The 20,786-nt window shown below is 55.6% G+C and carries 19 protein-coding genes, 1 tRNA gene and 1 riboswitch; of the genes, 8 read left to right on the top strand and 12 right to left on the bottom strand.

Features of this window, described 5'->3' with window-relative positions:
* Nucleotides 1-62: 62 nt before the first annotated feature.
* On the bottom strand, nucleotides 63-2,792 hold the full coding sequence (locus ACOAP0_RS18250; RefSeq protein WP_498377581.1) for a DUF349 domain-containing protein: 2,730 nt from the start codon (nucleotides 2,790-2,792) through the stop codon (nucleotides 63-65).
* Between the two features lie 939 nt (nucleotides 2,793-3,731).
* On the opposite strand from ACOAP0_RS18250, the gene ACOAP0_RS18245 reads away from it, so the two are divergent.
* From ACOAP0_RS18245 to nrdR, 3 genes are all read left to right on the top strand, one after another.
* Complete coding sequence (locus tag ACOAP0_RS18245) at nucleotides 3,732-4,550, top strand: lytic transglycosylase domain-containing protein (protein WP_498377580.1); 819 nt, start codon at nucleotides 3,732-3,734, stop codon at nucleotides 4,548-4,550.
* Nucleotides 4,551-4,585: 35 nt separating this feature from the next.
* A riboswitch (ZMP/ZTP riboswitch) is annotated at nucleotides 4,586-4,715 on the top strand.
* A 44-nt stretch (nucleotides 4,716-4,759) separates the two neighbouring features.
* A complete protein-coding gene (glyA, locus tag ACOAP0_RS18240; RefSeq protein WP_087493613.1) occupies nucleotides 4,760-6,004 on the top strand; it encodes a serine hydroxymethyltransferase in 1,245 nt (414 codons plus the stop codon).
* A 16-nt stretch (nucleotides 6,005-6,020) separates the two neighbouring features.
* Nucleotides 6,021-6,470, top strand: a complete 450-nt coding sequence (gene nrdR / locus ACOAP0_RS18235) for a transcriptional regulator NrdR (RefSeq protein ID WP_087493612.1) — start codon at nucleotides 6,021-6,023, stop codon at nucleotides 6,468-6,470.
* Between the two features lie 17 nt (nucleotides 6,471-6,487).
* On the opposite strand, the gene ACOAP0_RS18230 is transcribed toward nrdR, so the two are convergent.
* From ACOAP0_RS18230 to ACOAP0_RS18205, 6 genes are read right to left on the bottom strand one after another with little or no spacing between them, the layout of a single operon-like run.
* Nucleotides 6,488-6,904 (bottom strand): type IV pilin protein, encoded by a 417-nt coding sequence (locus tag ACOAP0_RS18230; RefSeq protein ID WP_498377579.1) that lies wholly within the window; start codon nucleotides 6,902-6,904, stop codon nucleotides 6,488-6,490.
* A 12-nt stretch (nucleotides 6,905-6,916) separates the two neighbouring features.
* Nucleotides 6,917-7,411: a pilus assembly PilX family protein gene (locus ACOAP0_RS18225; RefSeq protein ID WP_498377577.1), complete on the bottom strand. Its 495-nt coding sequence runs from the start codon at nucleotides 7,409-7,411 to the stop codon at nucleotides 6,917-6,919.
* Nucleotides 7,412-7,415: 4 nt separating this feature from the next.
* The gene (locus ACOAP0_RS18220) at nucleotides 7,416-8,174 is read right to left on the bottom strand and encodes a PilW family protein (protein ID WP_498377576.1); all 759 of its coding nucleotides are present in this window, start codon (nucleotides 8,172-8,174) and stop codon (nucleotides 7,416-7,418) included.
* A 1-nt stretch (nucleotide 8,175) separates the two neighbouring features.
* Nucleotides 8,176-8,682: a hypothetical protein gene (locus ACOAP0_RS18215; protein WP_498377575.1), complete on the bottom strand. Its 507-nt coding sequence runs from the start codon at nucleotides 8,680-8,682 to the stop codon at nucleotides 8,176-8,178.
* Nucleotides 8,683-8,686: 4 nt separating this feature from the next.
* Nucleotides 8,687-9,217 (bottom strand): GspH/FimT family pseudopilin, encoded by a 531-nt coding sequence (locus ACOAP0_RS18210; RefSeq protein ID WP_498377574.1) that lies wholly within the window; start codon nucleotides 9,215-9,217, stop codon nucleotides 8,687-8,689.
* 4 nt (nucleotides 9,218-9,221) lie between these two features.
* Complete coding sequence (locus ACOAP0_RS18205) at nucleotides 9,222-12,374, bottom strand: pilus assembly protein (RefSeq protein ID WP_498377573.1); 3,153 nt, start codon at nucleotides 12,372-12,374, stop codon at nucleotides 9,222-9,224.
* 159 nt (nucleotides 12,375-12,533) lie between these two features.
* Here ACOAP0_RS18205 and ribD point away from each other — a divergent pair, with 159 nt between their 5' ends.
* The gene (gene ribD, locus ACOAP0_RS18200; RefSeq protein WP_498377572.1) at nucleotides 12,534-13,655 is read left to right on the top strand and encodes a bifunctional diaminohydroxyphosphoribosylaminopyrimidine deaminase/5-amino-6-(5-phosphoribosylamino)uracil reductase RibD; all 1,122 of its coding nucleotides are present in this window, start codon (nucleotides 12,534-12,536) and stop codon (nucleotides 13,653-13,655) included.
* Nucleotides 13,656-13,709: 54 nt separating this feature from the next.
* Nucleotides 13,710-14,333 (top strand): riboflavin synthase, encoded by a 624-nt coding sequence (locus tag ACOAP0_RS18195; protein WP_498377571.1) that lies wholly within the window; start codon nucleotides 13,710-13,712, stop codon nucleotides 14,331-14,333.
* A 31-nt stretch (nucleotides 14,334-14,364) separates the two neighbouring features.
* On the opposite strand, the gene rpiA is transcribed toward ACOAP0_RS18195, so the two are convergent.
* Complete coding sequence (gene rpiA, locus ACOAP0_RS18190; RefSeq protein WP_498377570.1) at nucleotides 14,365-15,054, bottom strand: ribose-5-phosphate isomerase RpiA; 690 nt, start codon at nucleotides 15,052-15,054, stop codon at nucleotides 14,365-14,367.
* Nucleotides 15,055-15,120: 66 nt separating this feature from the next.
* On the opposite strand from rpiA, the gene ACOAP0_RS18185 reads away from it, so the two are divergent.
* Nucleotides 15,121-16,200, top strand: coding sequence for a quinone-dependent dihydroorotate dehydrogenase (locus ACOAP0_RS18185; protein ID WP_498377569.1), 1,080 nt, complete (start codon nucleotides 15,121-15,123; stop codon nucleotides 16,198-16,200).
* A gap of 50 nt (nucleotides 16,201-16,250) precedes the next feature.
* Here ACOAP0_RS18185 and ACOAP0_RS18180 read toward each other — a convergent pair whose 3' ends face one another.
* The 3 genes from ACOAP0_RS18180 to ACOAP0_RS18170 form a co-directional block, all read right to left on the bottom strand.
* Nucleotides 16,251-17,039 (bottom strand): DUF4394 domain-containing protein, encoded by a 789-nt coding sequence (locus tag ACOAP0_RS18180; protein WP_498377568.1) that lies wholly within the window; start codon nucleotides 17,037-17,039, stop codon nucleotides 16,251-16,253.
* Nucleotides 17,040-17,167: 128 nt separating this feature from the next.
* Complete coding sequence (locus ACOAP0_RS18175; protein WP_498377567.1) at nucleotides 17,168-18,271, bottom strand: NAD(P)/FAD-dependent oxidoreductase; 1,104 nt, start codon at nucleotides 18,269-18,271, stop codon at nucleotides 17,168-17,170.
* Nucleotides 18,272-18,277: 6 nt separating this feature from the next.
* On the bottom strand, nucleotides 18,278-18,751 hold the full coding sequence (locus ACOAP0_RS18170) for a hypothetical protein (protein ID WP_498377566.1): 474 nt from the start codon (nucleotides 18,749-18,751) through the stop codon (nucleotides 18,278-18,280).
* A gap of 120 nt (nucleotides 18,752-18,871) precedes the next feature.
* Here ACOAP0_RS18170 and ACOAP0_RS18165 point away from each other — a divergent pair, with 120 nt between their 5' ends.
* Both ACOAP0_RS18165 and ACOAP0_RS18160 read left to right on the top strand, forming a co-directional pair.
* Nucleotides 18,872-19,903, top strand: coding sequence for an alpha/beta hydrolase (locus ACOAP0_RS18165; RefSeq protein ID WP_498377565.1), 1,032 nt, complete (start codon nucleotides 18,872-18,874; stop codon nucleotides 19,901-19,903).
* A gap of 16 nt (nucleotides 19,904-19,919) precedes the next feature.
* Nucleotides 19,920-20,609, top strand: a complete 690-nt coding sequence (locus ACOAP0_RS18160; RefSeq protein ID WP_498377564.1) for a PilZ domain-containing protein — start codon at nucleotides 19,920-19,922, stop codon at nucleotides 20,607-20,609.
* Between the two features lie 93 nt (nucleotides 20,610-20,702).
* Here the strand turns inward: ACOAP0_RS18160 and ACOAP0_RS18155 are convergent.
* A tRNA-Val gene (locus tag ACOAP0_RS18155) sits at nucleotides 20,703-20,777 on the bottom strand.
* Nucleotides 20,778-20,786: the final 9 nt, after the last annotated feature.

Raw genomic sequence — 20,786 nt, 5'->3', positions numbered from 1 at the left:
TGCCCTCCCTCGGGGGCCGGACTGATTGTTTCACAAGCAGCCCGGTTATCCAACCGCCGGAATCAGCGTTTGAGCAGCACTTTGAGTACGTTTTGCAAGCGGCATGCCTGCGCAGCGTCAAACTCGGCAGAAAACACCTTGGACGTGTCTTCAGCCCAAGTTTGTGCAGGCGCAGGATCGTTACGGCGGGTCAGCAATTGCAGCTGCAAACCGCGGCGAGCATCCAGATGCTCCGCCGGTGTGGGGACCTCTGCTGCCATTTCCAGGCGCAACAGGTGTTGTGCTGCAGCTTCGGCCTTGACCGAAGCCCCGGCACCCAATGCCTTGGACCATGCTGTACGGGCCTGCGCTGCCGCACGACCACCCAACTCTTGAGCCGGGGGCAACAAGGCCGCGTCACGCTTTTCCCAGGCGGTGAGAACCTGTACCAAGGCCTCACCATGCGCTTGTGCAGCCAGCTTTTTGAGCGCCTGTTGGGCGTTTTCAAGCGCATCCCGTTGGGCGCGGAACGCTGTATCGCCCAAACGGGGGGCGCTGGACTGGGGCGCACGGCTGCGATCGCCAAAGCCAGCGCGGTCATCGCGGCGGGGGCCACGGTCACCGAAACCGGGCTTTCCGCCGTCACGCGCATCACGCCCACCCCGGCCTGCGTCTTTGCGGTCACCCCACTTGGAAGCGCGTGGATCCACCGGCGTTTCTTTCTTCATACCGGGACGATCGTCGCCACGCACCGCCACCACAGGCTTGGGTGCGGGCTTGGGCGCAGCAGCCGGGGCAGCGGGTGCGGCATCTTCAGCTGACTCCACTTCAGCTGCTGAATCTGCTACGTTTTCTGTAGCTGCTTGCGCAGTATCCACGCGCGCTAGAGCCTGATTTTCCACTTGTGCAAGGGCTTGGGCAGCCTGCTCATTCGCACCCGCAGCGGCGACGTCGGCCTGGGCTTGTGCTTGTCCATGGAGCGCGGCATCCAATGCCGCCATGGCCGCACGGATGGCGTGCGCATCGCCGGACGCATTGGCGGCTTCCAGCGCCTTGGCGGCTTCCAGCACCACGCGGTCGCGGGCGCCCAGTGCAGCTTCCGCCTTCTCACGCTCCGCGCTCTTGCGGTTGAAGGCTTCGTCAATCGGCTTGCGGAACGCATCCCAGAGCTTTTGCTCCTGACGGCGATCCACAGGAATGGCGTGCGCCTGCGCTTGCCAGCGTTGCTGCAGGGATTTGACTGCATCAATCCGCAACACCGGCATGGCGCCCAGTTGCTTGGCCTCTTCAATCATGGCCTGACGGGCAGCCAGGCTTTGGGCCTGCACAGCCTCCAGCGGAGCTGCAGCCTCGGCAAAAGCGGCCTTCCACAAGGGTTGCAGCTCTGCAAACATTTTTTCACCCACGTGCCCGGCATCACGCCAGCGGTCGGAGAACTGATGCAGGATGCGGTTAAAGCCCTTCCAGTCATCGTCCAAGGCGGTGCGGTTGGCCGCCGCCCAGCCTTTGATTTCTTCAATCAGGGACAAACGCTGGGCACGGTGTTCGGCAGATTCGGCCTTGACCTTTTCCAACCAGCCTTCCACCACTTTGTAGGCTTCGTTGCAAGCTTCATCAAAGCGTTTCCACAGTGCGTGGTTGGGCACGCCGCCCTGGTCGGTTTGCTTCCATTGGTCGCGCAGGGAACGCAAGGTTTCCTGCAACTTGCGCCCACCGATGGCCTGGCCTTCGGGACGCTTGAGCAGGCCCTCGGCCTTACCCACCAGCTCTTCGCGGATCTGGTCGGCACGCCAGCGCTGCCAACCTTCGAGCTCGCCGGCGGCTGCCAATGCGGCATGGGCCTGGTTCTCGAGCTTGGTATCAATCAGCTTGCCGAATTCCTTGAGCGCATTGCGCAAGGCACCTGCAGCGCCGGCGCTGGCCTTGCCATGGCCCTCGCCAACTTCTTGTTCTACCGTGGCCAGTGCGGCTTTGACGGCAGCATTGGCGCGGGCGCGCAGCTCGGGGTCCACTTTGGGCTTGGCCACTTTGGGCTCGGCCACGAGGGGAACACCGCGGGCTACGCGGATTTCATCCGCCCAAACGGGGACGGGTGGCAGAGGTGCCGCAGCATCTTGGGCTGCAGCCATAGCCACGGCGAGTGCCGCCTGAAAGGCATCCCACACCACCAGGAGCTGGCCTTTGGAAGCATCCAGCAAGGCCGGGAATTTGACATCTACGCTCACCCAGTTGGTGTTGGACACCAGTCCGTCGGCCTGACCCTGCCAATGCTGCACATCGGTGCGCAAGGCGTCCAGTGCGGTTTGTGCATCGGCCAGAGGCTTGGTGGACAACACTTCTATGCGCTGGGCGAGCAATACCGCTGCCTCGCGCTGCACTTGTACCTGATGTTGGAGGTCTTCAATTCCCCGCACGCGCTCGGCGAGCTGGGCCTTGAGAGTCAACAGAGGCTCTTTGCTCAACGGGGCACCGGCTTTGGCTGCGTCACGCTGCCAAGCCAATGCATCCGCAATATTCAGTTTGCCCGTGTCAATCAAGGCTTGCGCCTTAGCTGCCCACTCAGCGCCTAGCACTTCTTGGCCCTTGGCCCGGCGGGCTTCGTCCAACTTCTCGCGCACGAGCTTGGCTGCGCCCTTGTCTTTGACACTGAGTTCTTTGAACACATCGGCCAGTTGCTCAGGTGCGGGTTGGGTCAGCAACCACTCCCGGATACGGGATGCCCGTTCCCCCGCCGTGGCGGCGGTAAATGCACCGCCGGTCAGGCGGTCCAGGGTAGCGGTATCAATGGGTTTGGCAGTTTGGTTCGACGTCACAGCGGGCTCAGAAAGTAATTGGTGTGGAATAAGCAACCGCGTATTTTCGCTGGGTTTTGCTTGCTTGCCCGATGTTTTTGCCCAGACGGCTGCGGGAGCATGCTTATGCCCGGGGCTGAAGTCATAGCATTCAAACACTTTACAGCTGTAGCGCTCATGGAATATGAGCAAACAGCTACATTTTTAATAGCAAACATCTAGACTGAAGGACTGGAGTTCCTATGCAGGCACAGATGAACTTTCCTTGGAAGACAGAAGTGTCTCCATATATAAGTGCACGTACAAGATGAGCGCTAGTCAAAGAGCGGCTTTGGGGAGGGTTCGTTTCAAGACCGTATTGCCCAAAAGAAAGCCCAGCGCATGGACTCCAAGTCCTCTGCACCGGGCTCGATGGCGACCCCAAGGGCCATGCCATCCGGTTTGCCGCGGATGAGTTGGATGTCAACCAGCGGACTTGAAGGCAATCGATTGCCTCCGACAAAGGCCGGGGCCGCTTTATCACACACGATGAGTGGACTGGCTACTGCCGGCATTCCACCTGCAACTGCAGGCTATGGAACGATAGGCACACCGTGAGACGAATGCAAAAATGAAAATCTATGCGCAGAAGCTTTCCGATTGTCTGGTTAAGCAGCGCCCACCAAAAGCCTCTAAATCGCCTTCCCCAGAGGGAAAAAGGCATTTTTACAAACTGTCAAGCATATAGATTTCATTTGATATGGTTGACTTGACATATAAAGCCCTCCTAGAATCCGCCCATTCTTAAATCCCGACTAGGGATTACCCGCCCCGCTGCCGAACCCGGCATATTCAAATCGCTGCACATGTCGAGACGACGCCGCAGGATATTGATAGCGTACCAACCCAAACGAGGTGACTGAACTGCCAGCGCTCCGAAGAGCCTTGCAGCCAAGCCTCCCCGCCAAAGAAGGAAGAGCTATGACAGCGACTACCCGACTGACCAAAGGCATTCGCACTGTTGCGAACGATATTGCCCAAGGCTTTTTTGAGATTTCCCACAACGGCTTCGCCCTCCTCGGCTTGGCTGTGATGTTTGCCATCATTGCACTGACCGTTCGCCCAGAACTCCGCCAGGAAGGCGAAGTCCGCCTGATGGGCTGGCTGCAAGACCGCCACATCCAAGCTACAGGCCTGGAAGTAGAAGCCGACGCAGTAGAGCGTGCAACAGCCAGCAACCCCCAAGACTTGCCCAAACAGCAAGCGGCGGTGGCCTACTGGCTGAGCAAGAAGTACAACGTCGCGCCAGAACCACTGAGCGCCCTGGTGGCTGAAGCCTATGAAACTGGCCAACGCTCCAAACTGGACCCCACTCTGATTCTTGCCGTGATGGCCGTGGAATCCGGTTTCAACCCTTTTGCCCAAAGCCACGTAGGCGCGCAAGGCCTGATGCAGGTGATGACCAAGGTGCACAGCGACAAGTACGAAGGCTTTGGCGGCAAGATGGCCGCCTTTGACCCGGTTACCAACTTGCGCGTGGGCGCCAAAGTGCTCAAAGAGTGTATTGCCCGCGCTGGCTCCATCGAGGGTGGACTGAAGTTCTATGTGGGCGCAGCCAACATGGAAGCAGATGGTGGCTATGCTGCCAAAGTGCTGGCTGAGCACACCCGATTGCTGAGCGTGGCCGCCGGAAAACCTGTTCCGATGATCGCCCCCACACCTGTTAAGGCTCCTGCAACTCCTGCGCCCGATGCGGCTCCCGCTGTGGAAAACGTGGCGAGCCTGATCCATTCGTCCTGATCAATCGCCGGGCCTTGCCCGGCTCGGTTAAACTCTCACCCGCACGCGACTGGCGATAGGCGCCGACTTCTTCAGGAAGCCGGTTGCTGACGTGGGACACCACTGGGAAGCGTGCCGCATGACCTGCGCGGTTTGTGCGATCAGCCGTTCGCCTGGGCAGCCCTGTTGTCACCATTGACCCACAGGCCCGATCTCCTCAAAGGACTGCCATGTACGACCGCAACATTCTTGTTGAACAAGCCGACCCCGAACTCTGGACCGCCATCCTTGCCGAAAACGCGCGCCAAGAACACCACATCGAGCTGATTGCCAGCGAAAACTACGCCTCGCCTGCCGTCATGGCAGCCCAAGGCAGCCAGCTGACCAACAAATACGCCGAAGGTTACCCCGGCCGTCGCTACTACGGTGGCTGCGAGCATGTGGATGTGGCCGAGCAACTGGCCATCGACCGTATCAAGCAAATCTTTGGCGCTGAAGCGGCCAACGTACAGCCCCATTGCGGTGCATCGGCCAACGAAGCGGTGTTCCTCGCCTTCCTGAAACCCGGCGACACCATCATGGGCATGAGCCTGGCTGAAGGCGGTCACTTGACCCACGGCATGCCTCTGAACATGAGCGGTAAGTGGTTCAACGTGGTTTCCTACGGTTTGGACGCCAATGAAGCCATCGATTACGAAGCTATGGAGCGCAAGGCACACGAAACCAAGCCCAAACTGATCATTGCCGGTGCATCGGCCTATTCTTTGGCCATCGACTTCGCCCGCTTTGCAAAGGTTGCAAAAGACGTTGGCGCCATCTTTATGGTGGATATGGCCCACTACGCCGGCTTGATCGCTGCAGGCGTCTACCCCAACCCCGTCCCCCATGCCGACGTGGTGACCTCCACCACCCACAAAAGCCTGCGAGGCCCTCGTGGCGGTATCATCTTGATGAAGGCCGAGCACGAGAAAGCCATCAACAGCGCCATCTTCCCCGGCCTGCAGGGCGGCCCCTTGATGCACGTGATCGCCGCCAAGGCAGTCGCTTTCAAAGAAGCACTCACCCCCGAGTTCAAGGCGTACCAAGCCCAGGTGGTGCGTAACGCCAAGATCGTGGCAGAAACCCTGACAGCACGCGGCCTGCGTATCGTCAGCGGTGGCACTGAAAGCCATGTGATGCTGGTGGACCTGCGCTCCAAGGGCATTACCGGCAAAGAAGCGGAAGCCGTTTTGGGCGCCGCCCACATGACCATCAACAAGAACGCCATCCCCAACGACCCTGAGAAGCCCATGGTGACCAGCGGTATCCGGGTGGGCACTCCGGCCATGACCACACGCGGTTTCAAAGACGAGGAAGCCCGTGCCACGGCCAACCTGATTGCCGATGTGCTGGACAACCCACGCGACGAAGCCAACATTGCTGCCGTTCGCGCCAAAGTCCATGCCCTGACCTCGCGCTTCCCGGTTTACAAGTAAGTAAGGTCAATTCACAATGAAGTGCCCATTCTGCAGTCATTCCGAAACCCAAGTGGTGGAGACGCGGATTTCTGAAGATGGGGACTTCATCCGCCGCCGGCGCCAGTGCGGCGCTTGTGACAAACGCTTCACCACCTACGAGCGGCCGGACGTCAATTTTCCGGCCATCGTCAAAAAAGACGGCCGTCGCATCGAATTCGAACGCGCCAAACTGCTTGCTTCCATGAACCTGGCCCTGCGCAAAAGGCCGGTAAGCACCGAGCAGATAGACAGCGCCATCGAGCGCATCGAAGAAAAACTCCTGAATCTGGGCCTGCGCGAAGTCCAGAGCACCCGCATCGGCGAACTGGTGATGCGCGAACTCAAAAAACTGGACAAGGTCGCCTACGTGCGCTTTGCCAGTGTCTACCGCAGCTTTGAGGACATTGATGAATTCAAGACGCTGGTGGATGAAGTGAGCAAGTAAACCTTAATTATTCAGCATCACATCCAAGAACCCACTTTAGCGCCGGTATTGTCGAGTCCTTGATTACCGTCTCCTACTTGCGAACTACCTGTTTTGGGACTCGCTTGAATATAGTAGGTTCCATTTCCACATCCAGCGGTCCCGAGCGTACTGTCGGTATACACCGCAATATCGTAAAACTGACTCGTCTGCGTCAACGCTGCACCGCAGGTATTCCCTCCAGCAACAGTTACATACCTTCCGTTGCTTGAATAATATCGCTCAAGTGCCTGGCTGTACGTTAGGATTATTCGTTGAACATCGACCCGTCTACCCTTCTGAATGCTCTTTTGATAAGAAGGCAAAGCTATCGCAGAAAGTAGTCCAATAATTGCCACAACAATCATTAACTCAATCAAAGTGAAGCCGTATTCATTTAGTGTCTTCGTTTTCATGACTAACACCCATTAATCAGCAGGACAAATATAAACTATTGTTTGAAGCAATACTGTTGTGTTTGAATTCAATCCAACACCACGTCCCATTATGCTATAGGGTGAGCAATTAACTTTTGCAAATGCGGCATTTGTCAATGCATTAACTAAAAATTTCGCTGTAGTCTTTTGCTCCGTGGCCGTTGTAGCTGTGGCAGCATTAGTGTCAGACCATGTATTCGGAAGTGTGTTTCCGGAATAAGCAGCTGCTGTACCAGCCAGCGATGTATTACTGCACACGGTCTCTAAGCACGTGGTCGCGTTCGCGCGGAGAAGAGCCTGCCCCTGCGTCAGTGCCTGCTCTGCAGCTAAAAAAGCTTGGTTCCGTTCCCGATAGTTACCCAGTATACGTTCACCCATTGTTGCGCCACGCATGCTACCTAACGCGAAAATACTCATTGCAACCATTAAAATCATGGCCACAATCAAGACAAAACCATCTTGCTTAGCTTTCAATTTACTTTGCATAAATCTATTTATTCCTCATTGAAATAGTGGTGTTAAATAGCCTATACAGACGTTTGTCGGTTTGAGAATTTGCAATATCCCCCCCCGCGCAATTCTTCACATTATCAGATCTAGAGATAGAGGCATCTGTAGCTTGCGTCCTTAACACATAGCAGACCCTGACAGCCATAATCTGCTCAGATGTTTCCCCAACAGCGAGCGCTGAAGCATACTTATCAACTACGCAATCTCTCGGCCTAGTACCTGTATCGGCACCACACCCATAATCAGAATTTGTAACGGGCCCGGTGTCGATACCGAGTGACACGTTAAAGTCGATCAACTCAGTACCTGTACCGCTTCCAGATGTTGCTGGTGCGATCCAATTGGTCGAACCACCTCCTGTAACTGAACATTGCATGGCCGAAGAGGAATTTTGAATCGTGAGGGTTTGAGCAGAGTCTGCAGCGGGCACGCTGCCATCACACAAAATTTGGTTAGCACCGTCAGCAGTGAACTTCAACGTGATAACGTTATTTGCAACTGAAATACGATCGTTAGCTAGAGACGTAAGCGGGGAAGTGCGATACCCCGCTTGTGAAATAGTTCGCTGCAGCATACTCAAAGCAAATCTTCCATCTTCAGTTAGACGGTTTTGCATAGATTGAATTCTATTCGTCTGTTTGGAGCTTATATAAGCTTCTGACGCTGCCAGCACAGCAACAAATGAAATAGCTACAGCGATGAGCAACTCAACAATCGAAAACCCAAGATTTTTATTCATATCACTCAATCACTACGGTGTAGCTCGATGAAACGTTAGATTTACTATCATCAAGCCAAGTTAGCGTGAGGGTATAACGGAAAAATGAAGATGTACCGCTTTGCACTGCCGTGAGTGTGTAAGTTGAATCAGGTGGGAGCTGAGAAACACGCAAACTGTTCCAAGAGGTCATCTCTGAGTTCATTAGAGTTTGATAAGTGGCTCTATCAGAATCTTGATTGCTACAAGTCGGAGCGCTGTCATCATTTTGAATACACTTCGAAAAATCTGGCGGCATAACTGGCTGGGTGATGGCATCAGACGTAGCCAAATATGGTGTCCTTAGAGCTTTCACTCTCTCGGCTAGATCAACACCTAAATCAACGGCCACACCACGGTAATAAGAACTACCGGTCATTGCAATCGATGTGGCCTGCATACCGACTATCCCCAGTAAGCTAAATCCTACAATTACAACAGCGATCAATACTTCAATTAATGAAGCACCTCTTTCAAAAGAATTTTTCATTTTACTATGTACACCTAAGCGCAGTATTAATGAACTTACCAACACTGCCAGACAGGTTAACATCGATCTGTTGTTGATACTGTCCTGGGATACAAAACTTAAAAGTCGTAGCGGCCGATGAACTACCCAGAGTTCCAGAAAACACAAGCTGTGTAGGCGCCACCGAACTGTCTATGGTTAAATTTGATGGCGCTACGACTCTATCTATTATTGTGGTACCAGTTATAACCAACCAACCTTTAGCCCAATATGTTTTCGCCGCTGCAATGTCGGAAACGTTTACAGCCGGTGCACAGACTGTAGCTGTTGATGGGCTTTGGGCCGGGCAGATCGTTACATCAGCGCGCCTTTTCACGGCTTCGGATCGGGCTTGTGCAATGCTAGTAATCAATGAATCAGTTTGAGAAGACAAACGCGAACTTTGAATCAGCGATGTCATATTGGGGACTGCGACTACCAAAAGCACCCCCGCGATTGCGATAGTTACCAGTAGCTCTACAAGAGTAAATCCACTGCTATATTTTAGGTTAGTCATATAGCTACTTTATCTCACGCCACAAGGTAGGTGACATCCGAGCAGCAGGACTAGGTGCACCTAGCAGCTTCTCACATTCAAGAGAATCATTTCCCACCGTACCGGAGCAGCTTAAACCTTTGCCGGAGGATGATTGCTTCTTAATCACGGAACCTTTGCTAGCAGTGCCATTACCTGTATAAACACTTTGTGAGTTCGACTCTCGCAAAGCAATCACTGAACCTGCATCCCCGTAAGTATTATCCGCAGAAGATGGATCGCTTGGTCCAACTAAAACAGAGGTTGAAGATACATAACTTATTTCAGTTGGAATACCATTCTTGGAGTAACCACTTACAAATGAAGTACCGCTAGAGAAGGGCAGTTTATCAGCGGAAGTTGATCGATTATCTCCATTCAAATCAATGAAACTATACTCCGTTCCATTGGATTTATTATCTTTTCGAGTTACCGATCCCGTCAGGGGATTCAGTCCAATAATCCAACCTGAGCCACCAGGAAGGCACTTCTCGGCAGAAATTGGAATTCCAGTACCAAAGAGAACTTTATCGTCGAATACTAGCGGCGTAGATACCAAGCGTTCACTGGATGTTGGCAATTTAATTGCCCATCCCAAATTGGTATTTGTCTGTGAAGTTAAATCAATAGTGTTCTGACTTACCTTACGATAGGTTCCATCACGGATGGTATTTGTAGAAGAATCCGTATAGACATCGGTGAAACTTTGCTGCACCAGGGAGGTTGAGGAAAAAGTAAATGGAACAGTGATTGGTTCCGCCTCCATCTTATCGAGTATTCCGAAAAGATACTGCTCAGTTGTATCAGTACGATCAGTATTCGTCAGAAGCTGCCCAGTGCCAAACAGGATCATATTTCCAATGGGCGCACTATCAGATGCCCTGTAAACAGGAAGGATTGCAGGACGTACAGTTATTGGCCGCCCAGATCCTGCATTAAATATTGGAGTTGTCACTACCTTAAAGCTTGCTGGATCAGTGGCAGTAAGATCGAATCTCCAGAGTTTTCCGTCCACGTCTCCTGCATAGACATAATCCAAAATTCCATCCTGTCCCACATCGACACCAGAGGGGCCAGACAATCCCCTGCTGCTTGGAACTTTTATCTCCTTGATTAGAGCTCCGGTATCAGCGTTCAAGATAAAAAGAGCCGATTCTTTCGAACTGGTTTTTTGGCCACCAGTGGCGACGTCGTCATAGTCACTCTGATATCCATTTGAAAGAATAACAGCTGGCACAACAGTATTTTGTGTCGTTCGCACATTATATATAATTGGCGCCCCGAAAGAGTAACCCATATTGGACGCCTGAATATCACTCCACTCCCATTTCACTGCTGCAGAGGTACCTAGAGCCGCTGAATTTGTTGAATCGATGGCAAAATAACCTTGCCCCCCCTGACCAAGACCGCCCACTAGAATCGTCTTCCAAGAGTTATTCAACTTTACATCAGCAAATTTCAAAGCACCGTTGACACTATAGACATGGGGTGTGCCTGTGCCATAGTCGCTTTTTGTCAACGAGGCAAGACTTGGATAAACCGTAGACGGTACATATCCAAAAACTTCGCGCATGTTATCTCCTGCGCCTGCACTTGATTCATCTATAGCAAAACCATGGAGCATTCCATCATTGGCTCCCACGTATACTAAATTCCGATTGGCATTAGTAGAAGTGAAACTGTTATAAGTTGAGTCGTTTGTTGCACCAAACGGTTTGGACACTACTACGGGTTGGCCATCAATGATGTCCCCTAGCCTTACCACACCGCCAGCTGTAATACTGTTTCGACTGCGAAAACCAGCAATTCCTTCAACACCTCTTACGAAGTTGATTACGTCGTTTCTCTCGGCAGCAGTAGAACCTAAACTTGCTAACTGTCCCGCCGTCATCAAACCAGTGTTTGAAGCCTTGAATTCAAAAGCCGTTGTTTCATTGTCATTGAGGGCAGAAGTAACGATTGTCTTTGATGTATATAAATTTCTTCCAGTTGTTGCCGTAGGCACAGGAATGGTAGCCTTGGGATTCGGCGAACAAGAAAGTCCTAATCCGGTAAGTGGATCCAAATTAAAGCAGCGCAATTCGCCATACCAACCATTTGGGTTGAAGACAGGTTGGAATACTTTATTCCCAGATTGACTTGTTTCAGATTGCGTTGCCACCCCGCCAGCGTTGGATGTTGAGGAAACAATATCATCAACTGCATTTTGAAGAGACCTTGCAAGCGCGACGTTATCACCAGCAGTATAGTATTTCCCTTTTCCAACAGTTGCTGCCGCCTTCAAAACGGGCACATTGATAGCGAAGCCAACGGTGTATGTTTGTAGATTTTGTTTTCTAAACTTAGGGTCATCAAAACTCTTACCATCTAAATCAACACCGCCGACTTTAAAGTCTTTGTCGTAGGCATACATAGCTACATCCCTAAGCCCCCGAGGGAACTGTCCGCCCGACACAAAAGCGTTATTTACAGTTGAACCCTCTAATTTCGCTGGACATGTCAAATAGGAGGAGACATTGTTTGTATTTGTGCAAATACCAAATGAACGAGTTTCTGCTACGTTTTGCGCATCATAAGACGTGTAATCAAATCGTGCTCGAACTCCATCACCAGGCAATTCATCATCACCAAAAGGCTCGCCGTCAGTGATAACTATCGCGAAATTCTTCTGACATCTATACTGTATTGGGCTGGTGTAGTTGCCAATGATTTTTCCATAGTAGGATGGCTCTCCTGCAAAATACCTAGTCAACTCCAGCATTGCTTCAGCGAGCGGTGTATTTGTGTTAGCTCCCAATGCATTAATAGAAGCTTCTAATACGGCTTGAGAAGAACCAACGGGAGCTTGAAGTCTTCCACCACGCGCGCCGGCATTTCTATCGAATGCAAATACCCCCCACCTCAAATCAGGGTTTGCCGCAATTAGCGCCTTACCAACATTTCGAGCAGTTTGGATTTTAGGTACCCCACCAACAGAGTCGGCCATACTGCCAGAGTTATCAATGTGCAACATCACATTTGGCGTGACCGATGTTGACAATGAAGGAGGGAGTGAGGGATAAGCCTGCGCAAATGCACGCCCGTAAAGTACCACAGGCAACAAAACCACTAACTTGTAAACTCTATATTTGGCGAACATTAGACTACTCCGACATGGCGCAATTGACCGACGATGAGATGCTAGCGGTTTTACTCTCGACAAAGTCTCTTGAATGACCAACGGAACCGGCTAGCTGGATAGCCGGTATCAACAGCACGTCTTTACAAAGTCCCATTCAAGATGCAACCTTCAATTTCAATGGCTGCTTTATTTGCTCTGTCTGAGGGCTTGAGGCGATGCTCCTATGAAGCGAACCCCAACCCAAATGTCTATTGTGTTGTTTTCAAAGATGAATACTGCTTAGGGCTGGGGCATACCCAAAAAGCAGGTGGCCCCCACGCCGAGGTCATGGCCCTGCGCGATGCGGCAGAAAAAGGCCTCTCCGTAGTTGGCGCCACGGCTTACGTTACCCTGGAGCCCTGCTCTCACCACGGCCGCACCGGTCCCTGCTGCGATGCTCTGATTCAAGCGGGCATCAAAAAGGTGGTGGCGACCAACCTCGACCCCAACCCACTGGTGGCCGGCAATGGCTTTGCCAAGCTGCGGGCGGCGGGCGTGGAAGTCGAGGTACTGCCATCGGAGCACCCGCTGGCTATTGAATCCCGCGAACTGAACATCGGTTTTTTCAGCCGCATGATCCGCAAGACGCCATGGGTGCGTATGAAAGTGGCGGCGTCGTTAGACGGTACGACCGCTTTGGACAACGGCGTCAGCCAATGGATCACCGGGCCTGCTGCGCGGGCGGATGGGCACGCGTGGCGCGCACGGTCTTGCGCCATCCTCACGGGCATTGGCACCGTGTTGGCAGACCGGCCCAGGTTGGATGTCCGTCTGGTAGAGACTCCACGGCAGCCGCATTTGGTGGTAGTGGACAGCAAGTTGGAAACGCCGCTGGATGCTCCTTTTTTTATAGCTGGTCGCGCCGTATTCATCTACGCTGCAGCCCCAAATGATGCCAAACGTGCCGCGTTGGAGGCAGTGGGGGCCACCGTCATAATCATGCCCGGAATAGACGCCAATGGACAACCCACCGGCAAGGTGGACCTGGCGGCCATGATGCAGGACTTGGGCCGCCGCGAGATCAACGAGCTGCATGTGGAGGCCGGCTTCAAGCTCAATGGCTCGCTGGTCCGTGAAGGGTTAGTGGACGAGTTTGTGGTGTATGTCGCCCCCAGGCTGCTGGGCCAAGGCGCAGGCATGTTCCAACTGGGCCCTCTCACCGAATTGAGCCAAGGCGTAGAGCTGGAGTTCAAATCCACCGAGATGCTCGGCCCGGACCTGCGCGTCGTGGCGCGCGTGCAGGGGCGCGACCGGTTCTAGGGTTTTGCGGGCGGGGGGCGTTCTGCCCTGCCCTTTCCCTGCGAAAATCAGCGGATGTTCACAGGCATCATCACCGGCGTAGGCCGCATTTCCGCCGTCCAGGCACTGGGCGAATCCTCAACTCACGGCAAGCGCCTCACCATTCAGGCCCCTGCGGGTTATCTGGACGATGTGGGCTTGGGCGACAGCATTGCGCTCAATGGCGCCTGCATGACGGTCACCACCTTTGATGTGGCCGCGCAAAAATTCACGATCGACATTTCTGCGGAGTCCCTCAATAGAACAGCCGGCTTGGACGGACTTGGCACCGTTAACCTCGAGAAAGCGTTGCGCGCCAACGATCGCTTGGGCGGGCACATCGTGTCCGGTCATGTGGATGGCATCGGCAGCATCAGCCACTTTGCCCAAGTAGGTGAAAGCTGGGAGCTTCGGGTGATGGCGCCCCCTAGTTTGGCGAAGTTCCTTGCCTACAAAGGCTCCATCACTATCAATGGTGTGAGCCTGACGGTGAACCGCGTGGCGGATCTACCCGGCGGCTGCGAGATAAGTATCAATCTGATACCCCACACGGTTGAAAACACCGCCTTGGGCACTTTGGCCCAAGGCAGCCGCGTCAACTTGGAGATTGATACGGTGGCCCGCTATGTAGAGCGCATGATGTCTGCGCCTGCGGTTTAAAACGTCAGTGCTTTACTGAAACGCAAGCGTTTTATTGAAACGCCAGCGTTTTCACACCACTGGCGGTGCCCAGCAAGCACACCTGGGCGCGCTGGTAGGCGAACACACCCACCGTCACCACGCCAGGCCACTGGCTCACCTCAGCTTCGAAGGCCTGTGGGTCGGTGATCTGCAGGCCGGTTACGTCCACGATGTACTGGCCGTTGTCGGTCACTAGGGGTTTGCCGTCCTTCAGGCGGATGGAACCTTTGCCACCTTTAGCTGCAAACTGGGCGATGACGCGCTGCGTCGCCATGGGGATGACCTCCACCGGCAAGGGAAACTTGCCCAGTGTTTGCACCAGCTTGGACTCATCCGCAATGCACACGAACTTGGCGCTTTGGGCGGCTACGATTTTTTCGCGGGTCAGCGCGGCACCGCCGCCCTTGACCATGTTGCCAGCGCCATCAATCTCGTCGGCACCGTCGATATAGACCGAGAGCTTGTCCACCTCGTTGCTGTCAAACACCTGGATGCCCAGCGCCTGCAGGCGCTCAGTGCTCGCGACTGAGCTGGACACAGCGCCCTTGATCTGGTCCTTGATGGTGGCCAGCGCGTCAATGAATTTGTTCACGGTGGAGCCGGTGCCCACGCCCACGATCTCGCCGGGCACCACGTACTGCAGGGCGGCCTGGCCGACCAGGGTTTTGAGTTCATCTTGGGAGAGTGCAGGTGTGGTCATGAGGAAAGCCTGAAAGGTCCTGAGGGACAATGGAGGGAGTTGAAATCTGAAAGCAGGAATTATCCGATGTCTCTGGTGCCCTACGCCCTCGCCCGCCGCGTTTTGTTCAATCTGGACCCCGAAGTCGCCCACGACATCACCATGGCAGGCCTTGCTGCCAGCCAGGGCAACCCGCTCAAACTGGCCTACTGCAACAGCCGGGTGGACGACCCGGTCACCATCGCCGGCTTGCAGTTTCCCAACCGCGTGGGCATGGCCGCCGGCCTGGACAAAAACGCCCGCTGCATTGACGGCTTGGGCGCCATGGGCTTTGGCTTTGTGGAGGTCGGCACCGTCACCCCATTGGCCCAGCCGGGCAACCCCAAGCCCCGAATGTTCCGCCTGCCCGAAGCCAATGCACTGATAAACCGCCTTGGCTTTAACAACCATGGCCTGGATGCCTTCATTGCCAATGTGCAGCGCTCCGCACTGCGCCAGAGCAAAAATCCGTCTCTTCTGTTGGGCCTGAACATCGGCAAAAACGCGGCCACGCCCATCGAGAAGGCCACCGACGATTACCTGATCTGTCTGGACGGTGTGTACCCGCATGCGGACTACATCACCGTCAACATCTCCAGCCCCAACACCAAGAACCTGCGTAGCCTGCAAAGCGACGATGCGCTGGACGCCCTGCTGGGTGCCATTGCCGAGCGACGTGAGCAACTGGCCCAGAAGCATGGCCAGCGCAAACCCGTCTTTTTGAAAATTGCCCCGGATCTGGAAGCTGACCAGGTCGCCGTGATTGCCGCCACACTCAAGCGTTACGGCACCGATAGCAGCGGCAAGGTCAACAACGCCTGGGGCGTGATCGGCACGAACACCACTTTGTCTCGTGGAGCTGTCAAGGGCATGCCACATGCGGAAGAGATGGGCGGTCTGTCAGGCGCGCCGGTGCTTGAGAAAAGCAATGCCGTCATTGGCCAACTGCGTGCAGCGCTGGGTAAAGACTTCCCCATCATCGGCGTGGGCGGCATCATGAGCGCAGCCGATGCGGTGAGCAAAATCAAAGCGGGTGCGGATGCAGTGCAGATTTACACCGGTTTGATTTACTCGGGCCCACAGCTGGTGAAAGGCGCAGCCGTGGCCATCAAAAACTTAAAGAAATAAGCTGCTAGCGCACGTTCCGTTTGCGCGAGCAGCTCCTGATTTCATAGCAATCAGGGTTCAACGGCCATACCCAGTACCTTGGCACCGTCACCGATGGTGCCGATAAAGGTGCCTTTGCCGGTCTGCAGGTCCAGGCTGTAGAGCCGCGTAGTCGCGTGAGACTTCAGCCGGATGGCGGCAAACGCAGCGCCCGACACATCCGCAATGTCCATGCTGGCGTCCACCATGTCGGCCACACCGATCGCCCCCACGGTGAACAACTGGCCGGTATTGAACGACACCACCGGCTGTACGCCCTCCGCCGAGCCCATGGTGACCAAATAGCCGCCATTGCGGTCAATGGCAAAGTTGGTGGTGAGCTTGTCGTCCTTCTTGTTGTAGGTGTAAGCGGCAGCAACCACTTCGGGCTTGGTGCCCGCGCGCTTGTCGGTGGGCGCATAGGCCGGCGCGGGGTCGGTGGCAGCCAGAGCACCGGTGTCGGGGTGCAGGCGCAGGTTCTGGCCGCTAGCCCCCATCACCCGCACCCGGTCAGCCACCGGGTTGAAGTCCATACCGAAGGCATCCCCTTGCAGCGCCACCGCGGGCGCACTTCCGACCGCCTTCATGGCGCCGCTGGCGGTATCCACGGTGTAGAGGCGCCCGGACTTGCTCAGCGCAAACAGCACGCCCTTGGAGATGCGGTAATCCACACCCACCAGGGTGTCACCCGCAGCCAAGCCAGACAGCAAGACGCGGCTCAGCACCTTGGTCGGCTGGCCGGGGTTAATGGTGAGCAGCTCCAGTTTGTCAGTGACAACGTGCAGGGTTTCTTTGCGGGGCGCACCGGCCTGCTCTTGCATGCCAGCACATCCTGCCAAAACAACAAGGGCACACGCAGCTACAGCGCGTATCGAATGAGAAATGGTGAATGACATGTTTTGCTTTCCTTCCTTTTTCGACAATTCAGAACTGCGCACTCGCAAGCCACTTATTCCACGCTGACCAGGCGCTCTACATACGCACCGATAGCCATGGCACTGGTCAGCCCCGGCGACTCGATACCCAGCAGATTGACCCAACCCGGCACACCATGTTCTCCGACCCCTTGGATCAGAAAATCCGCTGCCGGTTCACCGGGCCCCGAAATCTTGGGCCGCATGCCGGCGTAGGCGGCTTGCAAAGCGCCATCCGGCAGCGCAGGCCAGTATTTGCGTATTTCACCGTAAAACACCTCGCCACGTGCAGGATCAACCTCCAGGTCCTCGGGGTTATCTACCCACTCCACATCAGGCCCGAAGCGGGCTTGTCCGCCCATGTCCAGCGTCAGGTGCACACCCAAGCCGGCCGCTTCAGGAACCGGGTAAATGAGGCGACTGAAGGGGCTGCGTGAGGACAACGCAAAGTAACTGCCCTTGGCGTAATGCGCTCTCGGTATCGCCTCCTGCCGCATCCCGCGGCAACGCCGCGCTACCTCACAAGCGTGCAAGCCGGCCGCATTCACCACCGTTTTCGCACGCAACTCCGTGCCGTCCTCCGCTACTAATTCAATAGCACCTCCCGCATATTCGGCGTGCGCCAGCACCGAATTCACGGCCAGAATGCCTCCGGACGCTTCCAGATCCCCCAGCAAGGAGACCATCAGGGCGTGGCTGTCCACGATTCCTGTGGAAGGCGACAGCAAAGCGCCTACGCAGTGCAATGCAGGCTCAAGGCTTCGCGCCTCGGCCTTGTCCAACAGCCGCAGGTCACCGACGCCGTTCGCCGCAGCTTTTGCCTTTAACACCTCAAGTTGGGCAAGTTGGTCGGTCCGCGTGGCTACCAGCAATTTCCCGCACTGTTGATACGGGAGATGCCGCTCCTTCAGGTAGGCGTAAAGCAGTTGTTTGCCCTCCACGCACAAACGGGCCTTCAGGGAATCTTTCGGGTAGTAGATGCCTGCGTGAATCACCTCGCTATTGCGCGCACTTGTCTGGGTGCCAAAACTCTCGCACGCCTCAAGAACCAGCACCTCGCGTCCGGCCAAAGCCAGACTGCGCGCGACTGCCAGCCCCACGACGCCCGCACCGATCACTACGCAATCAACGATATCCATTTCGCTTCAAGGAGTTACCGGTGCTGCACCCACAGTGGCTTTTTCAGACGCTCGGGCCAGGTACGCCTGGGCCTCTGGGGCGTCCATCCCGAAAGTCAGCGCCACCGTGGCTTCCTGGTAGGTGCCGAAGGCGTAGCCCTTCACTTCATTCACCAGGGCGAATCGCAGGTCAAACATGCCGCCATCGCTGCAGCGCATGTCCATGGCCCCCGAATTCACTGCCGTGAAGCGCAAGGAGCCTGCACAACTGGCAATGCTGCCCTCCCCCGCCATCCGGATCGCCCCGGTGCGGTCCGGCCTCAACTGCACATCGCCCTCGAGGCGTTGGCCAGCGATCTGCATCAAGGCAGGTTTGGTGCTTGAGGCCAGATGCCAGCCGACGTGCTCCATGTCTGCGCAGCCTGAGATCAACCCGGCGCACAACAGACTTATGGCCGGCAAACTGCTCCAGCTCCCGGGGACCACCGCTTGTAGTTTCATACCCACTCCTGCATGCCCGCAAAGCGCGAGCCGGTGTACCATCTTAGCGAGGGAGGCGAACGCCAGAGCATCAAACAGTGCGCTTCCTACGGGCCATTTCAACCACAGGGAGCCATTGACTTGTCGACCATTGCATCCAACTCTGTAAAGGCCACCGGGAGCCGCTGGTTCAAGGTTCTGACAGGCCTGCTGGCCACATTGGCTATCGCAGCCGCGGTGTTCTTTGCCGGCCCCCGCAACGCATTCGGCCCTGATAGCCCGTTGCCACGCGCGCAAGCGCCTCAAAACGTGGCTGAGCTGGACACATGGATAAGTGCTCAAGAAGCCAAGGTGAACGGCATCAAGCCCGGCAATGCAAAAGGCATCGTGTGGGCAGGTGAAGCCGGGCAGCGCACACCCTGGTCAGTGGTGTACATCCATGGCTTTTCCGCAAGCCGTCTGGAAACTGCCCCCTTGACCGAACAGGTTGCCAAAGCACTCGGCGCCAATGTGTTCTACACCCGCCTGAGCGGCCATGGTCTTCCCGGTGCTGCCATGGGCCAGGTATCCGTACAAGACTGGCTGGCAGATGCCGACGAAGCGCTTCGTATCGGTCAGCAACTGGGCGAAAAGGTATTGATCATCAGCTGCTCGACCGGAGCGACTTTATCCACTTGGTTGGGCACCCATGACCGCAACGCACAGGTGGCGGGCCACGTGTTCGTATCGCCCAATTTCGGCCCCAAGGACACCCGGGCAGACCTCATCAACGGCCCATGGGGCCACCAGATTGCCTTCGGCATTCTGGGTGAGCAGCGCAACTGGACTCCTGCCAGCGACGCGGAGGCAAATGCCTGGACCAGCAGCTACCCGACCCAAGCACTTTTCCCCATGATGGCACTGGTCAAAGGCGTGCGCGAAGGTGCATTGGAGCGCTTCAGCACGCCGGTTCTGGTGTTTTACAGCGCTGCGGACGAAACGGTAGAGCCCGAGCAAACCAAGGCAGCGATTGCACGCTTCAGTTCCAAAACCAAACAACTGGTGCAGGTCGACTACAGCGAGTCCAAGGGCCAACACGTGCTGGCGGGCGCCATCAAAGCGCCCAATGCCGTTGCCCCCATGGCGAAGACGATTATTGAATGGGCACAAGCATTGCCAGCACCCGCCCTGTGATACCGGCGAAATACCCATGACCAACACCCACGACGACGCTGCCCATCCTGCCGATGCGGTTTTGCGCCTGCCGCTCAAAGCGCTGGGCCTGCGCTCCGGCATGGCTTTGCAGACCCGGCGTCTCGCAGAAGGTGCCACCAAAATTGAAGCCCAGTTTTTCGGAGCGATCGAAGGCAAGGGAGTAATGGTGGGCCCCGCAGGCTCAGACGCGACCCAAACCGAAATGACGCAGGGTGACGTGTGTGTTGTTCGGGGATTTACCGGCCAGCACGAGTTCTCCTTCATCAGCAAAGTGCTGCAGACCTTCGAGAAGCCTTTCGCGTATGCCCTGCTGGCCTACCCGGCACTGGTCGACGCCAAACAGGTCCGACAATCCATGCGCACCAAAGTGTCCTGGCCAGCCCGCGTGCAGTTGGAAGGATCGGATGACAAACGTGACGTAATCCTCGTGGACCTCAGCCCGCAAGGCGCCATGGTTCGATGTGCGACACCACTGGGCGCCGTTGGAGCAGCCCTCAGCCTCAGTCTGGAAGGTCGTATCGATGGCGCGCCCTTGTCACTCGAGATCAGCGCGACGGTATGCCACCACAGCCGCCCACCAGGGCTTGAAAGCTACATCGCGGGTATGGCCTTCAAAAACCTCAGCCGGGAAGACAAACTGGCATTGCACTACCTTACCCAGCCGTCACCCACTGCGCCCGGCTGAAGTAATATTCTGCCGGCGACCCAGCACAGCGTCAGGCAGAAGTGAAAGAGCAAAGAAAAAAGCCTTCTAAGCAGAACTTAGAAGGCTTTTTATTGGTGGGCGATACATGGATCGAACATGTGACCCCTGCAGTGTGAATGCAGTGCTCTACCCCTGAGCTAATCGCCCTTGAAACTT

Source organism: Curvibacter sp. Hmag1.1, from assembly GCF_059769165.1.
The sequence above is the reverse complement of the archived record's forward strand: the minus strand, read 5'-3'. Positions and strand labels throughout refer to the sequence as shown.

Bases quoted from the DNA above. Each gene is read 5' to 3' on its own strand.
- ACOAP0_RS18245 (WP_498377580.1), top strand. From the start codon at position 3,732: ATGACAGCGACTACCCGACTGACCAAAGGCATTCGCACTGTTGCGAAC.
- glyA (WP_087493613.1), top strand. From the start codon at position 4,760: ATGTACGACCGCAACATTCTTGTTGAACAAGCCGACCCCGAACTCTGG.
- nrdR (WP_087493612.1), top strand. From the start codon at position 6,021: ATGAAGTGCCCATTCTGCAGTCATTCCGAAACCCAAGTGGTGGAGACG.
- ACOAP0_RS18230 (WP_498377579.1), bottom strand. From the start codon at position 6,904: ATGAAAACGAAGACACTAAATGAATACGGCTTCACTTTGATTGAGTTA.
- ACOAP0_RS18225 (WP_498377577.1), bottom strand. From the start codon at position 7,411: ATGCAAAGTAAATTGAAAGCTAAGCAAGATGGTTTTGTCTTGATTGTG.
- ACOAP0_RS18220 (WP_498377576.1), bottom strand. From the start codon at position 8,174: ATGAATAAAAATCTTGGGTTTTCGATTGTTGAGTTGCTCATCGCTGTA.
- ACOAP0_RS18215 (WP_498377575.1), bottom strand. From the start codon at position 8,682: ATGAAAAATTCTTTTGAAAGAGGTGCTTCATTAATTGAAGTATTGATC.
- ACOAP0_RS18210 (WP_498377574.1), bottom strand. From the start codon at position 9,217: ATGACTAACCTAAAATATAGCAGTGGATTTACTCTTGTAGAGCTACTG.
- ACOAP0_RS18205 (WP_498377573.1), bottom strand. From the start codon at position 12,374: ATGTTCGCCAAATATAGAGTTTACAAGTTAGTGGTTTTGTTGCCTGTG.
- ribD (WP_498377572.1), top strand. From the start codon at position 12,534: ATGGCTGCTTTATTTGCTCTGTCTGAGGGCTTGAGGCGATGCTCCTAT.
- ACOAP0_RS18195 (WP_498377571.1), top strand. From the start codon at position 13,710: ATGTTCACAGGCATCATCACCGGCGTAGGCCGCATTTCCGCCGTCCAG.
- rpiA (WP_498377570.1), bottom strand. From the start codon at position 15,054: ATGACCACACCTGCACTCTCCCAAGATGAACTCAAAACCCTGGTCGGC.
- ACOAP0_RS18185 (WP_498377569.1), top strand. From the start codon at position 15,121: ATGTCTCTGGTGCCCTACGCCCTCGCCCGCCGCGTTTTGTTCAATCTG.
- ACOAP0_RS18180 (WP_498377568.1), bottom strand. From the start codon at position 17,039: ATGCAAGAGCAGGCCGGTGCGCCCCGCAAAGAAACCCTGCACGTTGTC.
- ACOAP0_RS18175 (WP_498377567.1), bottom strand. From the start codon at position 18,271: ATGGATATCGTTGATTGCGTAGTGATCGGTGCGGGCGTCGTGGGGCTG.
- ACOAP0_RS18170 (WP_498377566.1), bottom strand. From the start codon at position 18,751: ATGAAACTACAAGCGGTGGTCCCCGGGAGCTGGAGCAGTTTGCCGGCC.
- ACOAP0_RS18160 (WP_498377564.1), top strand. From the start codon at position 19,920: ATGACCAACACCCACGACGACGCTGCCCATCCTGCCGATGCGGTTTTG.